Below are 16,258 nucleotides of genomic sequence, written 5' to 3' on the forward strand. Positions count from 1 at the left end.
GGTTAGCCTGGGCATTTCGTAACCTAATAAGCTGGCAGGCACGTACCACCATGCATTCACCCGCAACGAAGCACTATGAACCCGACCCAACTAAGCGAAGAACTCCGCTATAACCAAGACCCCCATATGAAGCGCCGCCGCTGGATCATTGGCCTGTCCCTACTTGGGGTAGCCCTCGGCCAGATCGTGACGCTGTATCAAACCGGCATCATTCACCACCTGCCTGATCCGCCCGTTGGCCCTTTCGACTCGGATAAAGTCGACGCTTCCGACTACGGCTATAAGCGTCTCGACACGCCCGACGCTGTCGGTATGATTTCCACCTACGGTATTACCACGGCCCTAGCTGCGGCTGGCGGCGTGAACCGCGCCACCGATAATCCCGCCCTACCCATTAGCTTGCTCGCCAAAGCGTTAGGCGACGTAGCTACCAACCTCACGCTGGCCCAAGAGGAATGGAAAGAAAATAAAGCGTTGTGCTTCTACTGCCAAACGGCTACGGTAGCCTCCGTAGCCACGGTGGCGCTAGCAGTACCAGAAGCCGTGGCAGCGATAAAGAACTTGCTAGGCAAGAAGAAAGCAGCCTAGCTTCGGTAGGAAGATTTTACTAAAAGCCCGTCATGCTTCGACTAGCTCAGCATGACGGGCTTTTTGCATTTACGGCTCTTGTTAGCCCTGCTCGGAAGCAGTTACTCCGCTAAAGCTGCATCAGCTGGCACGCTGGCCGCCGACTGCGTGTAGGATGCCAACGACCGCATGGCTAGCCCCACGCTAATCAGGATGAGAATGGCACCGGTTAGGAAAGCGGCGCCGGGAAAATGAATTGGCGCTTTAGGGCTGGTGAAGTAGGAGAAAATATTCGTCATAAGTGGCGGACCTACAATGGAGGTGAGGCTAACCAAGCTCGTGAGGGCACCCTGTAGCTCGCCCTGCGCATTCGCCGGCACCTGCCCCGACATGAGTCCCTGTAGTGCCGGCCCCGCAATACCGCCTAAGCAGTAAGGAATCAGAAAGACAAACATCATCCATCCTTCCGAGGCGAAGGCAAAGAGCAGAAAGCCAAGCCCATACAGCGCAAAACCGATGAGCACGGAGCGCTTGGCACCTAGCTTTGGGTTCAGGTAGCGGATCAAGACGCCTTGCACCAGGGCCGTGAGCAGGCCAACAACGCCCAGTGAGTAGCCCACATACGCCTCACTCCAACCAAAGCGGTACATCACGAAATAAGACCAGTTGCTTTGCACCGCGTGCGCTGCAATATACAGTAGCACCAGTGACCCAACCATCCCCAGAATAACAGGATAACGCTGTAGCTGCCGCAACGAACCCACAGGGTTAGCGCGTTTCCAGTTGAACTTGCGGCGGTTTTCCAAAGGCAATGACTCAGGCAGAATGAAGAAGCCGTAGAGCCAGTTGAGCAGCGTCAGGCCGGCGGCGGCAAAGAACGGTACGCGGGTCCCGTATTGCCCCAACAAGCCACCAATCACTGGCCCAATGATAAAACCTAGCCCAAACGCCGCTCCGATCATGCCGAAGTTCTGGGCCCGCTTCTCCGGCGTGCTGATGTCGGCAATGTAGGCCGAAGCCGTGGTGAAGCTAGCCCCCGTGATGCCCGCAATAATGCGCCCCACAAACAGCCACGCGACAGTAGGAGCAAAGGCAACAAACAGGTAGTCAAGCCCGAAGCCTAGCAACGCAAATAGCAACACTGGCCGTCGGCCGTACTGGTCGCTCAGGTTGCCGAGCACCGGCGAAAACATAAACTGCATGCTGGCAAACGCAAACCCCAGCCAGCCGCCATACGTGGCCGCCTCGCTCATGCCTTCGCCCGTAAGCTGACCGATAAGTTTCGGAACGACGGGGATGATGATGCCAAACCCAATGACATCTAGCAACAACGTGATGAAGATGAAGCCGAGCGCGGCTTGGCGTTTATCAGACATGGTTCTCCGCTTTTAGGGACGTGAACAAAGACGTTGGCGGCGGTAAATGTACAAGTATTTCTAAATAAGTTAGTACGTGCTAAAAAAATTAGACGAGCTAGGCATTTTTATATATGATGAAATGCACTAAGCTGCACTTGCCGACCCATCTCTGCTATTAAAAGTAAATAATTACAAATGACAGTGGCAGTGCTTCAGTAAGTGCAGCCTGATGAGGTGAGGAGGTAATTCTTTTAGTGAAATTTTCAGAAGCAGGCCTGAAGTAGCTAAAATATAATCACTTCCTCCGTTCCAAAATAATACAGCACGCACTGCACATCCGCATATCCTAGCTGTCGAAACAACTGGGCATATTGTTGCAATTGCCGCCGGTGTTGTGGCTCGGGTGGCGGAATCTTGAAATCCAGTAACGTCACGCGGCCGGGTGCTGCGCCAACGTTTGGCTCGAATACGATGCGGTCGGGCTTGTAGTCTTGTCGGCGGGCGCCACCGACTAGGATTTCGCGCTCGGTTTCGGCCTCCACGGCTTGGCTGAAGTAATGCGCTATTTGTGGGTTTTCGACCACTTGGTGCAGCTTCTCGACTAGCTCCGCTCGTTCGCGGGTGCTCACCAAACCTTCCGAAACTAACTGCGCCGCCACCCGATCGACCTCAATAGCTAGGATGGTGCGGCGCAGAGCATAGTGGAGCTTGCGGTTCCATTCGCCCTGGGCCTGCTGATCGTTGAAGTCGAAGAGGGTGTTAGCGTGGCGACGTAGGCGTAGGCGCTCCTCCCACGGCGTGCTAGTTAGGTTCGTCAGCTGCCAGTTTGCCGTTGCTTGTTGCTTGTTTTTAGTAGCAGGAACCCGATTGTGGGCATCTGCCAAGATGTAAGCGGTGCGCTCATCGTCCCACTGACCAGTAGCTAGGAGGTAGCGGTGCAGCAATTCGGCCACTGTTTTGGCCTGGTCAGTACTCGTACCCTCGGTGTCTTTCGCGGTTTTAGTCGCCTTCGGTCGGCGGCTGATGATGTAGAGCCGGTGGCGCGGGCGCGTGAACGCCACATAAAGCATATTGAGACCTTCAAGAAAGGTTTTCTCCAGCTCCTCCGTGTATTGCTCCGCCAAGGGCGTGCGCGTAAGTGCCTGCGTTTGGCTAACAACTGCCACACCCGGCATTTCGGCTATCGGCTTCTCCTCATCGTGCAAACGCCCCCACAGCAAAGTGCCACGGTAGGGCGTCAGCGACCAATCAGCGAAAGGCACGATGACTACGCCGTAGGCTAGGCCCTTGGCCTTGTGCACGGTCGTGATGGTAACCGCATCGCGACCCGCCGGGGCGTTAATACTCAGGTTACTTTTCTTCTGCTGCCAGTAGGTGAGGAAGTTGTTGAGGTTATTGCCGAAGCGTAGGCTGTATTCCAGCGTCAGGTCGAGGAAGCGGAAAAGGTACTCGCTTTCCTCGTTGCGGCCCAGCAGCCCGAAGATGCCAATCAGGCGTTCGGTGAGTTCATACAGACCTAGGTTGCCGGTTTCCCGCTCTTGCACGTCGTAACTCAGGGCGCGCAGCTCATCAAAGAAAGGGAGAGCTAGGGCATCATTGGCTAGCTCGGCAATGCGCCGGGCACGATCGGGGGTGGGCGGCACGCGGCGTACCACCTTGTCTACTAGCAGCAAGGCCTCGGCGCGCGATAAGGTATCGGCAGGCTGGTTGAGCACCCGGAACACGGCCACGAGCAAGTTGACTACTTCTGCAAATTCCAACGACAATGAATCTGCGGAAATAATCGCGTAGCCGCGCTCCTTCAGAAACTTTGCCACCCGCCGGCTACTATCGCGCCGACGGCAGAGCACGGCAATATCCTGGAGGCGAAAACCGTCGTGCACGGCCTGTTCTACCAGTTGCAGGGTCAGGTAAAGGGTGCTTTCGTCGTAGTCGAGAACGTGGGTAGGAGGCAGGCCAGGGAGAGGTGCCTCGGTGTAAGCGCCAGTGGTAGGGTCGTAGCGAAGAGCGGGTGCATCGTCTTCGGTGAAAAGGAGCTCGACGTGGCCAGAATAAGCCTCCTTTTCAGGAGAAGCAGCAGGAAAAAGAGGTTCCGGCGCCTCTTGGGCAAAGTCCTCATCAAAGATGCCCTGCACCAACGGTAGCTGCGGGTGTGACTGGCTGACCTGCCCAAAGAAGTCGTTGTTGAACCCGATAATCTCCGCCGCCGAGCGGTAGTTCACGTTCAGGTTAGCGGGCTCTAGTGCTTGATCTAGGGTGTAATAGCGACCTTCCAGCAGGTCGCGCAGTTCCTCGTCGGCTACGCGGCCGTAGAGGTATTCCGTTTGGTTTTGGTACAGACGCAGAATCTGCTCCATCTCACCACCCCGCCAACGGTAGATAGCCTGTTTCGCGTCGCCCACAGCTAGGGAGAGCCCACCGTTAGACACGGCGTTTTCCACCAAGGGCAGCAAGTTATTCCATTGCAACACAGACGTATCCTGAAACTCATCGATAAGCAAGTGGCGGTACCGCTCGCCCATACGCTCGTACAGAAACGGCACCGGCTCGCGCAGCACAATCTGGGCAATACGGCGGTTGAACTCGGCGATGAGCACCACGTTCCGCTCCCGGCTAAGCTGGTCTACCGACTTGTTCAGTTCGCTCAGCAGCGACACGTGAAAAATATAAGGCAGCATGCCCGTTATCAGCAGATAGTCAGGTAGCAGGCTCGCGCGCAAGTTTTCTAGCTCCGAATACGCTTCTGTTAGTTCCGGTTTTACAGCATCTACGCGTTGCTTATCGGCGGCAGTTTTTACCTTGCCGCTGTACCATTTATCCTGCTCGATGGTGGCGCGCACGTAGCTGTTGGCGTCCTTGTCGGGCAGCAGGCGCTCCTCCCACTTCGTGAAGTAGCCCATGAGGCCATTCTTGCCTTGGTACAGGTCAGCTTCCGTCACGTTGGCTGCATCGAGGTTGCGCAAGGCGCGTTCGGCGACGGCCTTAAAGGTCTGTTCTATTTCCTCCTTGCGCTTCTTCAGCGTCTCGTGCAGGCGCCGGTAGTCTTGCAACGACATCTTCTGAAGCTGGGCCACAGCCTCGTGCACCGGCTCTGAGAGGAGGAAGCGCCCAAACTGCACCAGTTCATCAGCTAGGTTATTCCAACTACGGCCTTCGTCGGCTTTGCTCAGGGCATAGTCGGCGAGGGAGCGGGAGAGAAGCTTGCTGTTGGGGTCGCGGTTTACTTTGTCGAGCAGCAGGGCCACAGCGTTTTGCAGCACGGTGTCGCTGTCGAGTTCTACTTCGAAGGTAGCAGGCAAACCTAGCTCGCGCGTGAATGCCTGCACAATGCGCTGTACAAACGAATCGATGGTGCTGACGGCAAAATCGGCGTAGTGGTAGAGCACCAGCCGAAACGTAGCCGCCGCCCGCCGCCGCAGCTCTTGCTGCTTCTCCTCAGGCGTTTGCGCGTGACGCGGAAGCAGCCCATCTTCCGCCAGTTCCTCCGCAATATCGCGTAGCAGCGGGTCGTCTTGCGCCTGCGGGGCCTCTGGGTACGCAAACCGCCGCAGCGCCCCAATGATGCGCTCCTTCATCTCCCCAGCCGCATCGTTGGTGAAGGTAATAGCCAAGATACTCTTGAAATACGCAGGGTCTTCCGAGCCAAGAGCTAGCTTTAGGTATTCCTTGGTGAGTTGGTAGGTTTTGCCGGAGCCAGCAGAAGAAGAATAGATGCGGAAGGTGGAGGGCATTGAAGATGGTTTTTGATAAAACTAGAGTAATCAGTTTATTTGATAATGGACTATACTACCGACTTATCTGCTCTTGAATGGTTACGAGGCTCTGTCTCTGATCGAAGTGATACTGAATCTTTGAAAGTAAAGCATCTTCTTCCTAATACTTATAGTGCTTACATAGCATTGTTGCCTTCTGTGGGAATTATAGACGGATTCCCTTTCAATAAAGTTGATCCAAATGCTATTTCTATTGGACAGATAAATGCTAACGTTAGAGTTTGGAATGAATATGGTATATACTCATCTAATTCAACTCCTAATTATTCTAAGACAAGCTTTAGTGATTTAGCTAAGCTATTTGAATTGCCTTACAGTATGAGCATGCAGAAAACCCTGCCATGGGGGAAAAGAGGGTTTTCTATATTAGAGCAAGATACATTATATAATTTAAGGGGGATTTTAAATCAAGTATTTCCAAATAATAAGGTTAATCTCTACCTCGAAGATTATTGGAGATGGTATGAAGTGTACAATTTATTGCCACATTCAGAAGAGGTGATCTACAAAGTAACTATTGATGAGTTTATTCATTTCTTTAGTAAATCATTTTTTGATGCTAGTTTGCACCTATTTTCAGATGATAGAAGCTGGTGTTTAGTGAATATGGAAGATGGATTCTGTCCTATTATTGGTATTAATACCTATATGAATAATAAAAGGGCTATTTCATTTGATACAGAAATACTTAATATTGAATTAGAAGATTTAATATAACTTTTGTTTACCCCACCGGCCCCCACAACCGCTGTACCACCGCTTCCTCAATCCGCTTCGGCCGCTGCGACTTAGGGTCGAGCAACACCCATTGTGTCTCCGCTTCGCACAACAGCACGCCATCTGATACCCGCTCGATGCGCACAAAGCGCTGGCACTGCGCACCACGAATTTCGCCGATCCAGGTCGTGCCGCGCAACTCCTCGCCGGCAAAGCTAGGGCGGTGATAGCGGATACGGTGTTCCAGCACTACCCAAATGTATGCCTCCCGCTCGCCGGGTGGGTAGGCTGTAAGCCAGTGCGCGCCGGCCGTATCCTGCACCCAGCGCACGTATTGCACGTTGTTGGCATGACCTAGCTCGTCAATGTCGGCTTCGGTAACGGTGAAAGTGTGGGAGAAGCGAAAGGCAGAATTATTTTCCATCAAGAAGTAAATAGTTGCAAAGGCCGTTTTGTTGCGAATACAGCGTCTAAAGCCTGTTTCTTGTATCGAAGCTCAACGGTAAGCTGTGGTAAGAAGTACAGCAACTAGCTAACAAGAAGACAACTCCTAACATAATTAGTCGTACCATTGCCTAAGTTTAAGAGAATGTGCTTCATCTCGCTATAGCATTACAGATACTATTCGCGTGACCACTTAGCTTAAATGACATCCGTATAAACGCTATCATGCAGACAGGAACAGTAAAATTTTTTAACGAAACCAAAGGGTTTGGTTTCATTAAGAACGATCAGACCGGCCAAGACATCTTCGTGCACGTAAGTGACCTAGTAGATGAGATTCGTGAGAACGACAAGGTGCAGTTTGACGTAGCGCAGGGCAAGAAAGGCCTAAACGCTGTTAAAGTGTCGCTTGTTTAGTTCAAGCCTCACTTACTCAAGTGAAACAAAGAAGACCTGCTCACGAGCAGGTCTTCTTTGTTTATACCCATATCTGCGTGGAACGATTTACGGGGCCAATTTGTAAGTAACTAGCTAGCCTAGAAATCCAGAATATAGCCTGCTACGGCAACTTCTGGTAAGCCTTGCAACGACCTGTGCGAGATGCTATTTGTTTCCGCACGATGGGCTTTCGGTAGCGCCGACTCTTCGAGTTAGCTACGGTTAGCAGAGAGCCAAAACGGGCTTTTTATCTTCCGAATCACGTTTCAATATTCTATTTCAATTAGCAAATACAAAATACTCTTTGTACCTTTGCACCCGCATTTGAGAACGGCCATGTTCTGCGCAGCGTTAGGCTGCCGTCATTTGTCATCATCATCGATTGGCCTCCTGTTTCCCGTTTGTTGCTTCCATCACTTGTCGTCGTTGTTGAGTGGGAGAAGTACATCGCTGAATTCGCTGTTTTCAGAGCTCTTGTTCTCCCATTCCTAAATCCGACATGGAAAAAGTAAAATTTGAAGAGCTGCAACTCTCTGAGGAAATGCAGCGTGCTATCAGCGACCTTGGCTACGAGGAAGCTTCCCCCATCCAAACCGCTGCTATCCCAGTACTGCTGGAAGGCCGCGACGTAATTGGCCAGGCCCAAACCGGTACTGGTAAAACCGCCGCTTTCGGTATCCCTGCCATCGAAGGCATTGACCTCGACAGCCGCGCCGTGCAAGTCCTCATCCTGTGCCCCACGCGCGAGCTAGCCGTGCAGGTATCCGGCGAGATCCAAAAGCTAGGTAAATATAAGCGTGGCTTGGCCGTGGTGCCGATCTACGGTGGTTCTAGCTACGAGCGTCAGTTTCAAGCCCTTGAGCGTGGTGTGCAGATCGTAATCGGTACGCCTGGTCGCGTAATGGACCACTTGGAACGCGGTACGCTGAAGCTTGATAAAGTAAAGAAAATCATCCTTGATGAGGCCGACGAGATGCTTGACATGGGCTTCCGCGACGATATCGAGACGGTGCTTGCCCAGATGCCCGAAGACCGCCAGACGGTGTTCTTCTCGGCCACGATGAGCAAGCCCATCATGGAACTCACCAAGAAGTACCAGACGAATCCGCAGGTGGTAAAGGTCAATCATCAAGAGATGACCGTTACCAACATCGAGCAGATGTACTATGAAGTGCGCAATCCTATGAAAAAGGATGTATTGTCGCGCATCATTGATATGTACAATTTGAAGTCGACTATCGTGTTTGCGAATACCAAGCGCATGGTCGATGAAATTGTGACGGATCTACAAGCTCGTGGCTACTTTGCCGATGGCTTGCACGGTGACATGGGCCAGGCCCAGCGCCAGAACACCCTTGACAAGTTCCGCAAGAGCACGCTTGAAATCCTGGTTGCTACTGACGTAGCTGCTCGTGGTATCGACGTAGAAAACGTGGAAGCTGTTGTAAACTATGACCTGCCTGCCGACGAGGAATACTATGTACACCGTATCGGTCGTACTGGCCGTGCTGGTAAGCTAGGTAAGGCCTTCACCTTCGTGTCGGGTCGCGATATCTATAAGCTCCGCGACATTATGCGCTTCACCAAAGCGACGATCAAGCAAGAGCGTATCCCGTCGTTTGAGGATGTATCGGAGGTGAAAACCACGTTGTTCTTGAATCAGATCAAGGAGATGATCGAGAAGGGCAACCTGGAGAAATATGTAGGTCGCGTGCAGCGTCTGCTGGATCAACAGGAGGATATTACGTCGTTGGACATCGCTGCTGCGCTGCTCAAAATGACGATGAAGGAAGACAAGCAGGCTGAAAAGAGCCTGGAAGCTGGCCGCGAGCGGGGTGCCGTCCGTGCAGGCTTCACCCGTCTCTTCGTCACGATCGGCAAAAAGGACCGCGTACACCCACGGGATATCGTCGACATCATCGCCGAGAATACCTCACTGACTGGCAGCAAAGTAGGCGATATCGCCCTTTACGATAAGTTCAGCTTCGTGGAAGTGCCGAATGAGTTCGTGGAAGAAGTAACTAGCAAGCTAGGTCGCACGACCATCGCTGGTCGTCCGGTAGCCTTCAACATTGCCACGCCGCGCCAAGAAGGTGATGCGCAGCAAGAAGGTGGTGGCCGCGACCGTGGCTTCGGCGCCGAAGACAACCGTCCGGCTCGCCGGGGTGGTTTTGGCGGCAGCCGTGAAGGTGGCTTCGGTGGTAACCGGGGTGGTGGCAGCTACGGCGGCAACCGCGAAGGTGGCTTCGGTGGCAACCGCGGCGGTTACGGCGGCGGTAGCCGCGGTGGCAGCAGCTACGGTGGTGGCTACAAAGGCAACCGCGATGGTGGCAGCAGCTACGGTAACCGCGGTGGTGGCAGCTTCGGCGGCAACCGTGAGCGGGAGGGTGGCTTCAAGCCCCGCCGCGACAACCAGAGCTTCGACGAATAAAGAACTCTTCCGGCCATTTGTCGGCTTGCTCACCTAAATGCTGATTAGCAGTCCGTGGGAGATTCTAGATTAACAAAAAAGGCGCTCTGATCAGAGCGCCTTTTTTGTTGTTGGCCGGCCCAAAGCTACCGGTTTGTCGAGTGGAGTAGCTGATGGCTCATCTACATCGTCTTTTCTAACTAAAAAACAACTTTATGATCTTGGACCTATTACCAAAAAATTGGTCGGGCGTTTTACTTTAAGAAGCTTTAAACCCGTTTCTTTCTCTACTGATTTTATAAGTGTTTCCGGCTTATTCTGATCATAATCAAAGGTATAATCATAACTGCCGCTGAGGTTGGTCACGTTTAGAACGGGAGAGGCTAGGGCCTCCTGAAGCGTCTTGGCCAAGATATCCATAGATACATTGCTACCCGCCAGTATTTTATCGTCTGTGCTTTGATGGCTCATGATGTCTTTGGGATCAGCTTTTTTCAATCGCTTTTGGGCGGCAGGCGAGACGCTCAGCTCGTAGGCTTCCGCTGCTTTGTTCTCTTGCCGCACGGTAATCCCCCATGCATCTTGCAGCATCTGCTGGAGCTGAGTACGCCAAGCCCATTCGGGTGCGTTTTTTTCTGAATTAGTTGCTACAACATCGAATTTTCCCTCTGGCAATGGAGCACTAATTTCGATTGGCTTTAACGTAGCATCAAAGGCGACTTTTAGAATGTCCAAAGCTGAAGCGCCTGTCGTGCTATATAAGTCTGTACCTATTCTGACAGACGTTCCTTGGCTAGTTGAAGGGCGTAGGCTTAACTCGTAAATAGGTTTTGTCAACCTTGTAGCGACAGGTTTAACAGCTTCTTCTTTAGGCTCAACAAGGGGCGCTGCTATTTTTCCTCCTGCTAGTACTTGGTCTAGCATTGCCTCGGATAAATCATTATTTTTTGGATAGCCTGCTACTAGGCCCTTTGCGTCGATCACTACGGTAAATGGGATACTATTGACTTCATAGGCGTCGTACATCGTTCTATCAGTGTCTAAGCCCACCCAGCCGTTTATAGCTCGCTTCTTCAGAAATAGTCTTGCCTTGTCTTCCGTCTGATCTGTAATAGAGATAAATTGAACATCCTTGCCTTTGTATTTCTCTGATAAGGCGTTCAGATGAGGCATAGCTGCAATACAGGGGGCACACCATGTAGCCCAAAATTCAAGGACTATAGCTTTTCCTTGTAGCGATTTTATACTTTCGTCCGTTTTACCTGATGTCTGCAGCAGTTTCGTTAGCTTTAGCTGTGGCGCTGCTTCGCCCACTTTAGGTATTGCCGCCTTGGCGCTATACAGTTGAAAAGTAAGCAGTAATACAAATGAGAATAAAAGGGTCTTGCTCATGATTCAATAATGGGTTGTGGTGGGTGAGATGGATAGGTAATACTGATGTAACTGCTAGAAGAGCAATATATTGATTATAAATAAAGTAAGGAATTATAGTTTTCTTCCTTACCGTCGAACAGGGCTATACGCAAAAAGGCCCCTCGTTTCGGAGGGGCCTTTTTGCGTATAGTCAGAAGCCTGCTAGAGGCTTATGGGAATTACTTGCTCGAATCGCGCAGGGCACGCATTTCGTCGTGGCCTTGCTTGATACCGGCAGCTTGCTTCTCGATTACTGCTTTCAATTCAGCAGGAAGATCTTGAATTTGCTGAGCCGTTTCATAAGCTTTCTTGGCGTAGTCTTCGCCACGCTCGCACTCAGCTAGGATGCTGTGGCGGTCTTTGCTCGTTACCAAACCTTTCAGGTTGATAAAGGCACGGTGTACAGTACCCGTTACCGAGCTGCTTTCGTCTGGTTTCAGATCCAGCTTGAACATCTGGTCTTCCAGCTCAGTGATATAGCTAGCACGCTGAGCAGCGTATTTCTTAAACGTATCTTTCAGATCGGCATCTTCTACGTCGGTCATTGCCTCGGCGTAGCCCTTCTGGCCGTCTTTTAGTGTTTCAATCAATTCGTTAAGGCCGGCCTGTGTGGTTTTGGCGTCCATGAGAGGTAGTAGTTAGTGTTAAGGGAAAGAATTGTGTTTCCGTTTACTACCTATCTGCTCCTAGGGTTGCGTATTGGTGTGGCAGCGAAAGAATAATATTCTATATACCAGCTATATGCGGGCTGCGCTACGCCAAGAAATTGAACAACTTCGTCGCTACACTACGCCGTGTGGATCAGCGTGGCGACACAGCGCGGACGTTGTAGTTTGTGCCTAGGTTCTTCAGTATGCCAACTACAGAGCTTGCACTACCTCTTCTGCCATAGCACGCCCAGCTAGGTAGCCGGTGGTCCAAGCGGCTTGAAAATTGAAGCCGCCGGTGATGCCGTCAATGTCGAGCACCTCGCCGGCGAAATACAGGTCTGGCACGCGGCGACTTTCCATGGTGTGCATGTTGACTTCACCAAGTATCACGCCTCCGCAGGTCACGAATTCTTCTTTGAAGGTGGTTTTGCCGCGCACGGGTAAGGCAGTGCGCAACAGGCTTTCGATGAGCTTATTCTGTGCTTTGGCGGGCAACTCGCTCCAGCGTACTTCAGTGCCAATGCCGGCCTGCTCGGTGAGCGTACGCCACAGGCGTTGGGGTAAGCCGAAAAGTGGGTTGCTCATCACCACCTTGCGGCCATTTTGGTCCCGGAACTCGTGCAGCCATTGCCGCAATGACTCCTCTGTGTGAGCGGGTACCCAACTCACAAGCGCCATGCTTTGGTACTGCAACTCATGCAAACGGCGGGCTCCCCAGGCTGAGAGCTTGAGCACTGCCGGCCCGCTTACCCCCCAGTGCGTAACGAGCACCGGGCCTTCGTACTCTAGTTTTTCGCCGGCCACGCGTACGCGGGCATTGGGTACGCTCACGCCCGGCAGCTCGCGCAATGGTGACTCTGGTACGTTGAAGGTAAACAGCGAGGGTACTGGCTCGGCAATGGTGTGACCTAGGGTACGGAGCCACTGATAATTCTCCGATTTGGGTGCACCGCCCGTCGCAATTAGCAGCCGGTCGACTTGCATCTCCTGCGCGTGAGTGCCGGTCAGGTGGAGGCGAAAGCCGCCTTGCGGTAGGGGCTCAATTTTCTCAGCATTGGTGTTGGTCAGAATCTTAACACCCGATTGGCGAGCGGCCTCCAGCAGACACTGGGCGATAGTTTCGCTGGAATCGGTGGTGGGGAACATGCGGCCATCGGGCTCAGTCTTGAGCTGAACGCCACGGTCGGCAAACCAGCGGACAGTATCGGTAGCGGCAAACTGACGGAAAGCTTCTTTGAGCTGCTTGTTGCCCCTTGGGTAGTGCTGCGCTAGCTGGGTGGGCGAGTCGCAGGCGTGGGTTACGTTGCAGCGGCCACCACCCGAAACGCGCACTTTGCTAAGCAGCTTGCCCGTTTTCTCAATTAGATAAACCGTGAGGTGTGGGTTGGCCTCGGCGCAGGTGATGGCGCCGAAAAATCCGGCTGCACCGCCGCCCAGCACGGCTATAGTAGAAGTAGTAGAATTCACGCAGCAAAGGTAGATAGCAGTCGTAGGAACACACTACGGCTATTTCTCGTTCGCGCAAATCTGTTTGAGAACCTAGGTCCTATGTTTCCGTGTGTCAGCCCGACGCCCGAGGTATCCAGCTAACCTAGGCTCGGGAGCCCTACAAGGCAGCTAGTAAGTTATCGTGTTGAAATTTGTATGCTACTTTCTCGCGCAGTAGCCCACTATCAATGCTTTTACCACTGGCTGTATCGGCTGCCTGGAAGGCTGGCGGCGCCAAGCCTAGCTGCTGGGCAGCTAGCGTATAAAACTCCTGACGGCTAGGATGCTGCGCGGCGCAGGCGTTGAAGGTGTAGCCCCATACTTGCTGGTCGATAATGCTGGTGAGCACGCCAATGCAATCGGCAAGATGGATCAAGTTGACGGGTGCATTCGGCAGCGCTACATCTTGCTTGCCTGCCAAGAAGCGACCCGGTAACCGGCCTGGCCCAAATAATCCACCTAGCCGCACCACCGTCGTTTGCCAAGGCCTTTTAGGGGAAGCAAATAAAGCTTCTGCCCGCAGCATCGAAGAGCTAGCTTCTGCGGTGGCAAGGGCATCCTGTTCTTGCATGAGCCGCGCCTCATCGGGGTAAACGCCGGTGGAGCTAACAAACAGCACTGCCGAGACGCCACACGCTTCGGCGGCTTCACAGACTGGCTGCAGGAGGGAAGCGTAGTCGTGGCTGGTGGCAGAGCGGCGAGGAGGCACGTTCAGAATAAGTACCTCGATGCCGGTGAGCATGGCCTGAAGCGTATCGGTGTCGGTAGCTGTAAGCGTGGGCGCTAGGCTAAGTAAGAAGGGCATAATGCCAGCGTCGCGCAGGGTAAGTAGTTGGCTAGGAGTAGTGGTGGAGCCAACTACGTAGTGCCCTTGCGCTACTAGTGCCTTCGCCAACGGCAAGCCAAGCCAGCCACAGCCGAGTACAGCTACTGTTGGGAGAGAGGAATATGTTGGGAGAGAGTCCGTCATGCCGGCTGCATGTTAATGGTTTTTTAGAAATTGCCAGTAACAGAAGCTTATCGAATCTCAAATTAAGGCTTTCTCCTAAGCTTAGGTACGCCCACAAAACGTTCATTTACCCTCCTCAAACGAGCCCACCCTTATGCCCGCTTACTCCCAACCCATGCTCCGCGACAACGCACTCCAGGGCAAAACCATCGTGGTGACCGGCGGCGGCACCGGCCTAGGTCGTGCCATGACCACCTACTTTCTGCAACTCGGTGCGAACGTCACGATCAGCAGCCGCAAGTTAGACGTGCTAGAAAAAACGGCCGAGGAACTGCGGCAGCAAACCGGCGGTCGGGTGCTGGCCGTGCAGTGCGACGTACGCAAGTACGACGAAGTAGAAAACATGCTGCAGCGCACTATCACCGAATTCGGCGGCGTTGATGTACTGCTCAATAATGCCGCCGGTAACTTTATTTCGCCCACTGAGCGCCTGAGCCATAAGGCCTTCGACGTGATTGTGGATATCGTGCTTAAGGGCAGCTACAACTGCACCCTAGCTTTCGGCAAGCGCTGGATAGCTGATAAAAAGCCCGGTACCATTCTCAACATCGTCACGACGTATGCTTCGGTGGGGTCGGCTTACGTCGTGCCTTCCGCCACGGCCAAAGCGGGCGTGCTCGCGCTTACGCGCTCATTAGCAGTCGAATGGGCAAAGTACGGCATTCGTTCCAACGCTATTGCACCTGGCCCGTTCCCAACGGAGGGGGCTTGGAGCCGCCTCTTCCCCGAGCCGTTGGCGCAAAAGCTAGACCCGGCGGCCAGTGTGCCGCTAAAGCGCGTAGGGGAGCACCAGGAGCTGGCGAACCTAGCTGCCTACCTCGTGTCGGACTTCTCGGCGTACATGAACGGCGAAGTGGTCACCATCGATGGGGGCGAGTGGCTGAACGGCGCTGGCGAGTTCAACAAGCTAGAGGTCATTCCGGCGCCCATGTGGGACGAAATAGAAAAAACCATGCGGCGGTAAGCCTACTCATCCAACAGCGCTATACCCGTTCCCTTTCATTGCAAAGCAAAAAGGCCTTCTGTTCAGAAGGCCTTTTTGCTTTGCTTGATGCGTAGAAGAGATGCTGTCAAAACCCGCAGCATCCCGAAAGAGCTATGTTGGTTACAGCTTGTATCCTTTGTAGTCTTTGGTAAATTCTTCGGGCGCAATGGGCTGATTGGCAACCACCTCAGAGAAGCTGAACTGCTCAAATAGGCCTTTGTCGTCGGCGACATACACGGCCAACGGGAGCATCATCTTCTGATCGATGCAGAGCACGGTGTGGCGGCCATAAGCGTTTGGTACTTGTAGCGTTTTGCCTTCGGGAATAGCTTGGCCGGGCGTGAGGCCGTTGCGTTCGAGCACCCGAAACTCACCGCACCCGAAACGATCAGCTACGCGGGCGGGCGTGTCGCCTTTCACCGTTTTGTAGGAGACGTAGCGAAACGCGTAATCCGACGTCAGGATGTAGCAGGGGCGGTTCTGCACGATGGTGTCGCCGGTGTAACGGAAGCTACGCTCAAAGTTGTGGTCTTGGCGCAGGGCCGAGCCGTGGATGATATCGGCCACCACACCGTAGCCAGCGTCAATCAAGCTGTGGTGCTGATTGCGGCGCATGAGTGTGCCGTTGGGGTCGAGGCTGAGCGTGACATACGGAAAGCTATTAGGATACACCCAGGCATCGCCATCATTTTGCCCCGCCACCCAAAGCACCTCAATACCCTTTTTGTTGCGTAAGTACACGCGTTGCGGGTTATAGGCAAGCTTCAGAGCGGTCTGATTTGACTGGTAGCTAGCTCCAAAGCGCTCCTGGGCCTTGATGACGCAGCGCAAGGTTTTGAGGTTCTCGATGGCAACAGTCAGACGGGAAATGATTTGTTCGGTGGTGACTTTGTCGGGGGCCGCTGGGGTAGCGGCCGCCATTGCAATCCAAGTGGCTAGCACAAGAACCGAAAACCGGAAAAAACGAGTCATGCAGGAAAGCGTGCTGGTGAATTAGTAAGTGAGC

At 53.2% G+C, this 16,258-nt stretch carries 13 protein-coding genes; 5 read left to right on the plus strand and 8 right to left on the minus strand.

Annotated elements, in window-relative coordinates; all coding sequences use genetic code 11:
- The first annotated feature begins 75 nt into the window (after positions 1 to 75).
- Positions 76 to 588: a vitamin K epoxide reductase family protein gene (locus SD425_RS11430; RefSeq protein WP_324678603.1), complete on the plus strand. Its 513-nt coding sequence runs from the start codon at positions 76 to 78 to the stop codon at positions 586 to 588.
- Between the two features lie 101 nt (positions 589 to 689).
- On the opposite strand, the gene SD425_RS11435 is transcribed toward SD425_RS11430, so the two are convergent.
- Together SD425_RS11435 and SD425_RS11440 are read right to left on the minus strand one after the other, a co-directional pair.
- Positions 690 to 1,943: a TCR/Tet family MFS transporter gene (locus SD425_RS11435; protein ID WP_324678606.1), complete on the minus strand. Its 1,254-nt coding sequence runs from the start codon at positions 1,941 to 1,943 to the stop codon at positions 690 to 692.
- A gap of 266 nt (positions 1,944 to 2,209) precedes the next feature.
- The gene (locus SD425_RS11440; protein WP_324678608.1) at positions 2,210 to 5,656 is read right to left on the minus strand and encodes a UvrD-helicase domain-containing protein; all 3,447 of its coding nucleotides are present in this window, start codon (positions 5,654 to 5,656) and stop codon (positions 2,210 to 2,212) included.
- A gap of 45 nt (positions 5,657 to 5,701) precedes the next feature.
- Between SD425_RS11440 and SD425_RS11445 the strand changes: the two genes are divergently transcribed.
- A complete protein-coding gene (locus SD425_RS11445) occupies positions 5,702 to 6,415 on the plus strand; it encodes a hypothetical protein (RefSeq protein WP_324678610.1) in 714 nt (237 codons plus the stop codon).
- A 7-nt stretch (positions 6,416 to 6,422) separates the two neighbouring features.
- Here the strand turns inward: SD425_RS11445 and SD425_RS11450 are convergent, their stop codons facing one another.
- The gene (locus SD425_RS11450; RefSeq protein ID WP_324678612.1) at positions 6,423 to 6,839 is read right to left on the minus strand and encodes a thioesterase family protein; all 417 of its coding nucleotides are present in this window, start codon (positions 6,837 to 6,839) and stop codon (positions 6,423 to 6,425) included.
- A gap of 245 nt (positions 6,840 to 7,084) precedes the next feature.
- On the opposite strand from SD425_RS11450, the gene SD425_RS11455 reads away from it, so the two are divergent.
- Positions 7,085 to 7,276 (plus strand): cold-shock protein, encoded by a 192-nt coding sequence (locus SD425_RS11455; protein WP_086596063.1) that lies wholly within the window; start codon positions 7,085 to 7,087, stop codon positions 7,274 to 7,276.
- Between the two features lie 520 nt (positions 7,277 to 7,796).
- Positions 7,797 to 9,728 (plus strand): DEAD/DEAH box helicase, encoded by a 1,932-nt coding sequence (locus tag SD425_RS11460; RefSeq protein ID WP_324678615.1) that lies wholly within the window; start codon positions 7,797 to 7,799, stop codon positions 9,726 to 9,728.
- A 192-nt stretch (positions 9,729 to 9,920) separates the two neighbouring features.
- Here SD425_RS11460 and SD425_RS11465 read toward each other — a convergent pair whose 3' ends face one another.
- The 4 genes from SD425_RS11465 to SD425_RS11480 form a co-directional block, all read right to left on the minus strand.
- Entirely contained in the window at positions 9,921 to 11,099 is a 1,179-nt protein-coding gene (locus tag SD425_RS11465; protein WP_324678617.1) for a TIGR03435 family protein, read from the minus strand.
- 200 nt (positions 11,100 to 11,299) lie between these two features.
- Complete coding sequence (locus tag SD425_RS11470) at positions 11,300 to 11,746, minus strand: PA2169 family four-helix-bundle protein (protein WP_324678619.1); 447 nt, start codon at positions 11,744 to 11,746, stop codon at positions 11,300 to 11,302.
- 234 nt (positions 11,747 to 11,980) lie between these two features.
- On the minus strand, positions 11,981 to 13,237 hold the full coding sequence (locus SD425_RS11475) for an NAD(P)/FAD-dependent oxidoreductase (RefSeq protein ID WP_324678621.1): 1,257 nt from the start codon (positions 13,235 to 13,237) through the stop codon (positions 11,981 to 11,983).
- A gap of 139 nt (positions 13,238 to 13,376) precedes the next feature.
- Complete coding sequence (locus SD425_RS11480; RefSeq protein WP_324678623.1) at positions 13,377 to 14,228, minus strand: NAD(P)H-binding protein; 852 nt, start codon at positions 14,226 to 14,228, stop codon at positions 13,377 to 13,379.
- Between the two features lie 133 nt (positions 14,229 to 14,361).
- On the opposite strand from SD425_RS11480, the gene SD425_RS11485 reads away from it, so the two are divergent.
- The gene (locus SD425_RS11485) at positions 14,362 to 15,231 is read left to right on the plus strand and encodes an SDR family oxidoreductase (protein WP_324678625.1); all 870 of its coding nucleotides are present in this window, start codon (positions 14,362 to 14,364) and stop codon (positions 15,229 to 15,231) included.
- A 141-nt stretch (positions 15,232 to 15,372) separates the two neighbouring features.
- On the opposite strand, the gene SD425_RS11490 is transcribed toward SD425_RS11485, so the two are convergent.
- The gene (locus SD425_RS11490) at positions 15,373 to 16,224 is read right to left on the minus strand and encodes a DUF1571 domain-containing protein (protein ID WP_324678627.1); all 852 of its coding nucleotides are present in this window, start codon (positions 16,222 to 16,224) and stop codon (positions 15,373 to 15,375) included.
- Between the last annotated feature and the right edge of the window lie 34 nt (positions 16,225 to 16,258).

It is taken from the genome of Hymenobacter sp. GOD-10R (assembly GCF_035609205.1).
In the GTDB taxonomy this organism is placed as follows: Bacteria; Bacteroidota; Bacteroidia; order Cytophagales; family Hymenobacteraceae; genus Hymenobacter.

Bases quoted from the DNA above. Each gene is read 5' to 3' on its own strand.
- SD425_RS11450 (WP_324678612.1), bottom strand. From the start codon at position 6,839: ATGGAAAATAATTCTGCCTTTCGCTTCTCCCACACTTTCACCGTTACC.
- SD425_RS11480 (WP_324678623.1), bottom strand. From the start codon at position 14,228: ATGACGGACTCTCTCCCAACATATTCCTCTCTCCCAACAGTAGCTGTA.
- SD425_RS11490 (WP_324678627.1), bottom strand. From the start codon at position 16,224: ATGACTCGTTTTTTCCGGTTTTCGGTTCTTGTGCTAGCCACTTGGATT.
- SD425_RS11430 (WP_324678603.1), top strand. From the start codon at position 76: ATGAACCCGACCCAACTAAGCGAAGAACTCCGCTATAACCAAGACCCC.
- SD425_RS11440 (WP_324678608.1), bottom strand. From the start codon at position 5,656: ATGCCCTCCACCTTCCGCATCTATTCTTCTTCTGCTGGCTCCGGCAAA.
- SD425_RS11435 (WP_324678606.1), bottom strand. From the start codon at position 1,943: ATGTCTGATAAACGCCAAGCCGCGCTCGGCTTCATCTTCATCACGTTG.
- SD425_RS11460 (WP_324678615.1), top strand. From the start codon at position 7,797: ATGGAAAAAGTAAAATTTGAAGAGCTGCAACTCTCTGAGGAAATGCAG.
- SD425_RS11455 (WP_086596063.1), top strand. From the start codon at position 7,085: ATGCAGACAGGAACAGTAAAATTTTTTAACGAAACCAAAGGGTTTGGT.
- SD425_RS11445 (WP_324678610.1), top strand. From the start codon at position 5,702: ATGGACTATACTACCGACTTATCTGCTCTTGAATGGTTACGAGGCTCT.
- SD425_RS11470 (WP_324678619.1), bottom strand. From the start codon at position 11,746: ATGGACGCCAAAACCACACAGGCCGGCCTTAACGAATTGATTGAAACA.
- SD425_RS11465 (WP_324678617.1), bottom strand. From the start codon at position 11,099: ATGAGCAAGACCCTTTTATTCTCATTTGTATTACTGCTTACTTTTCAA.
- SD425_RS11485 (WP_324678625.1), top strand. From the start codon at position 14,362: ATGCCCGCTTACTCCCAACCCATGCTCCGCGACAACGCACTCCAGGGC.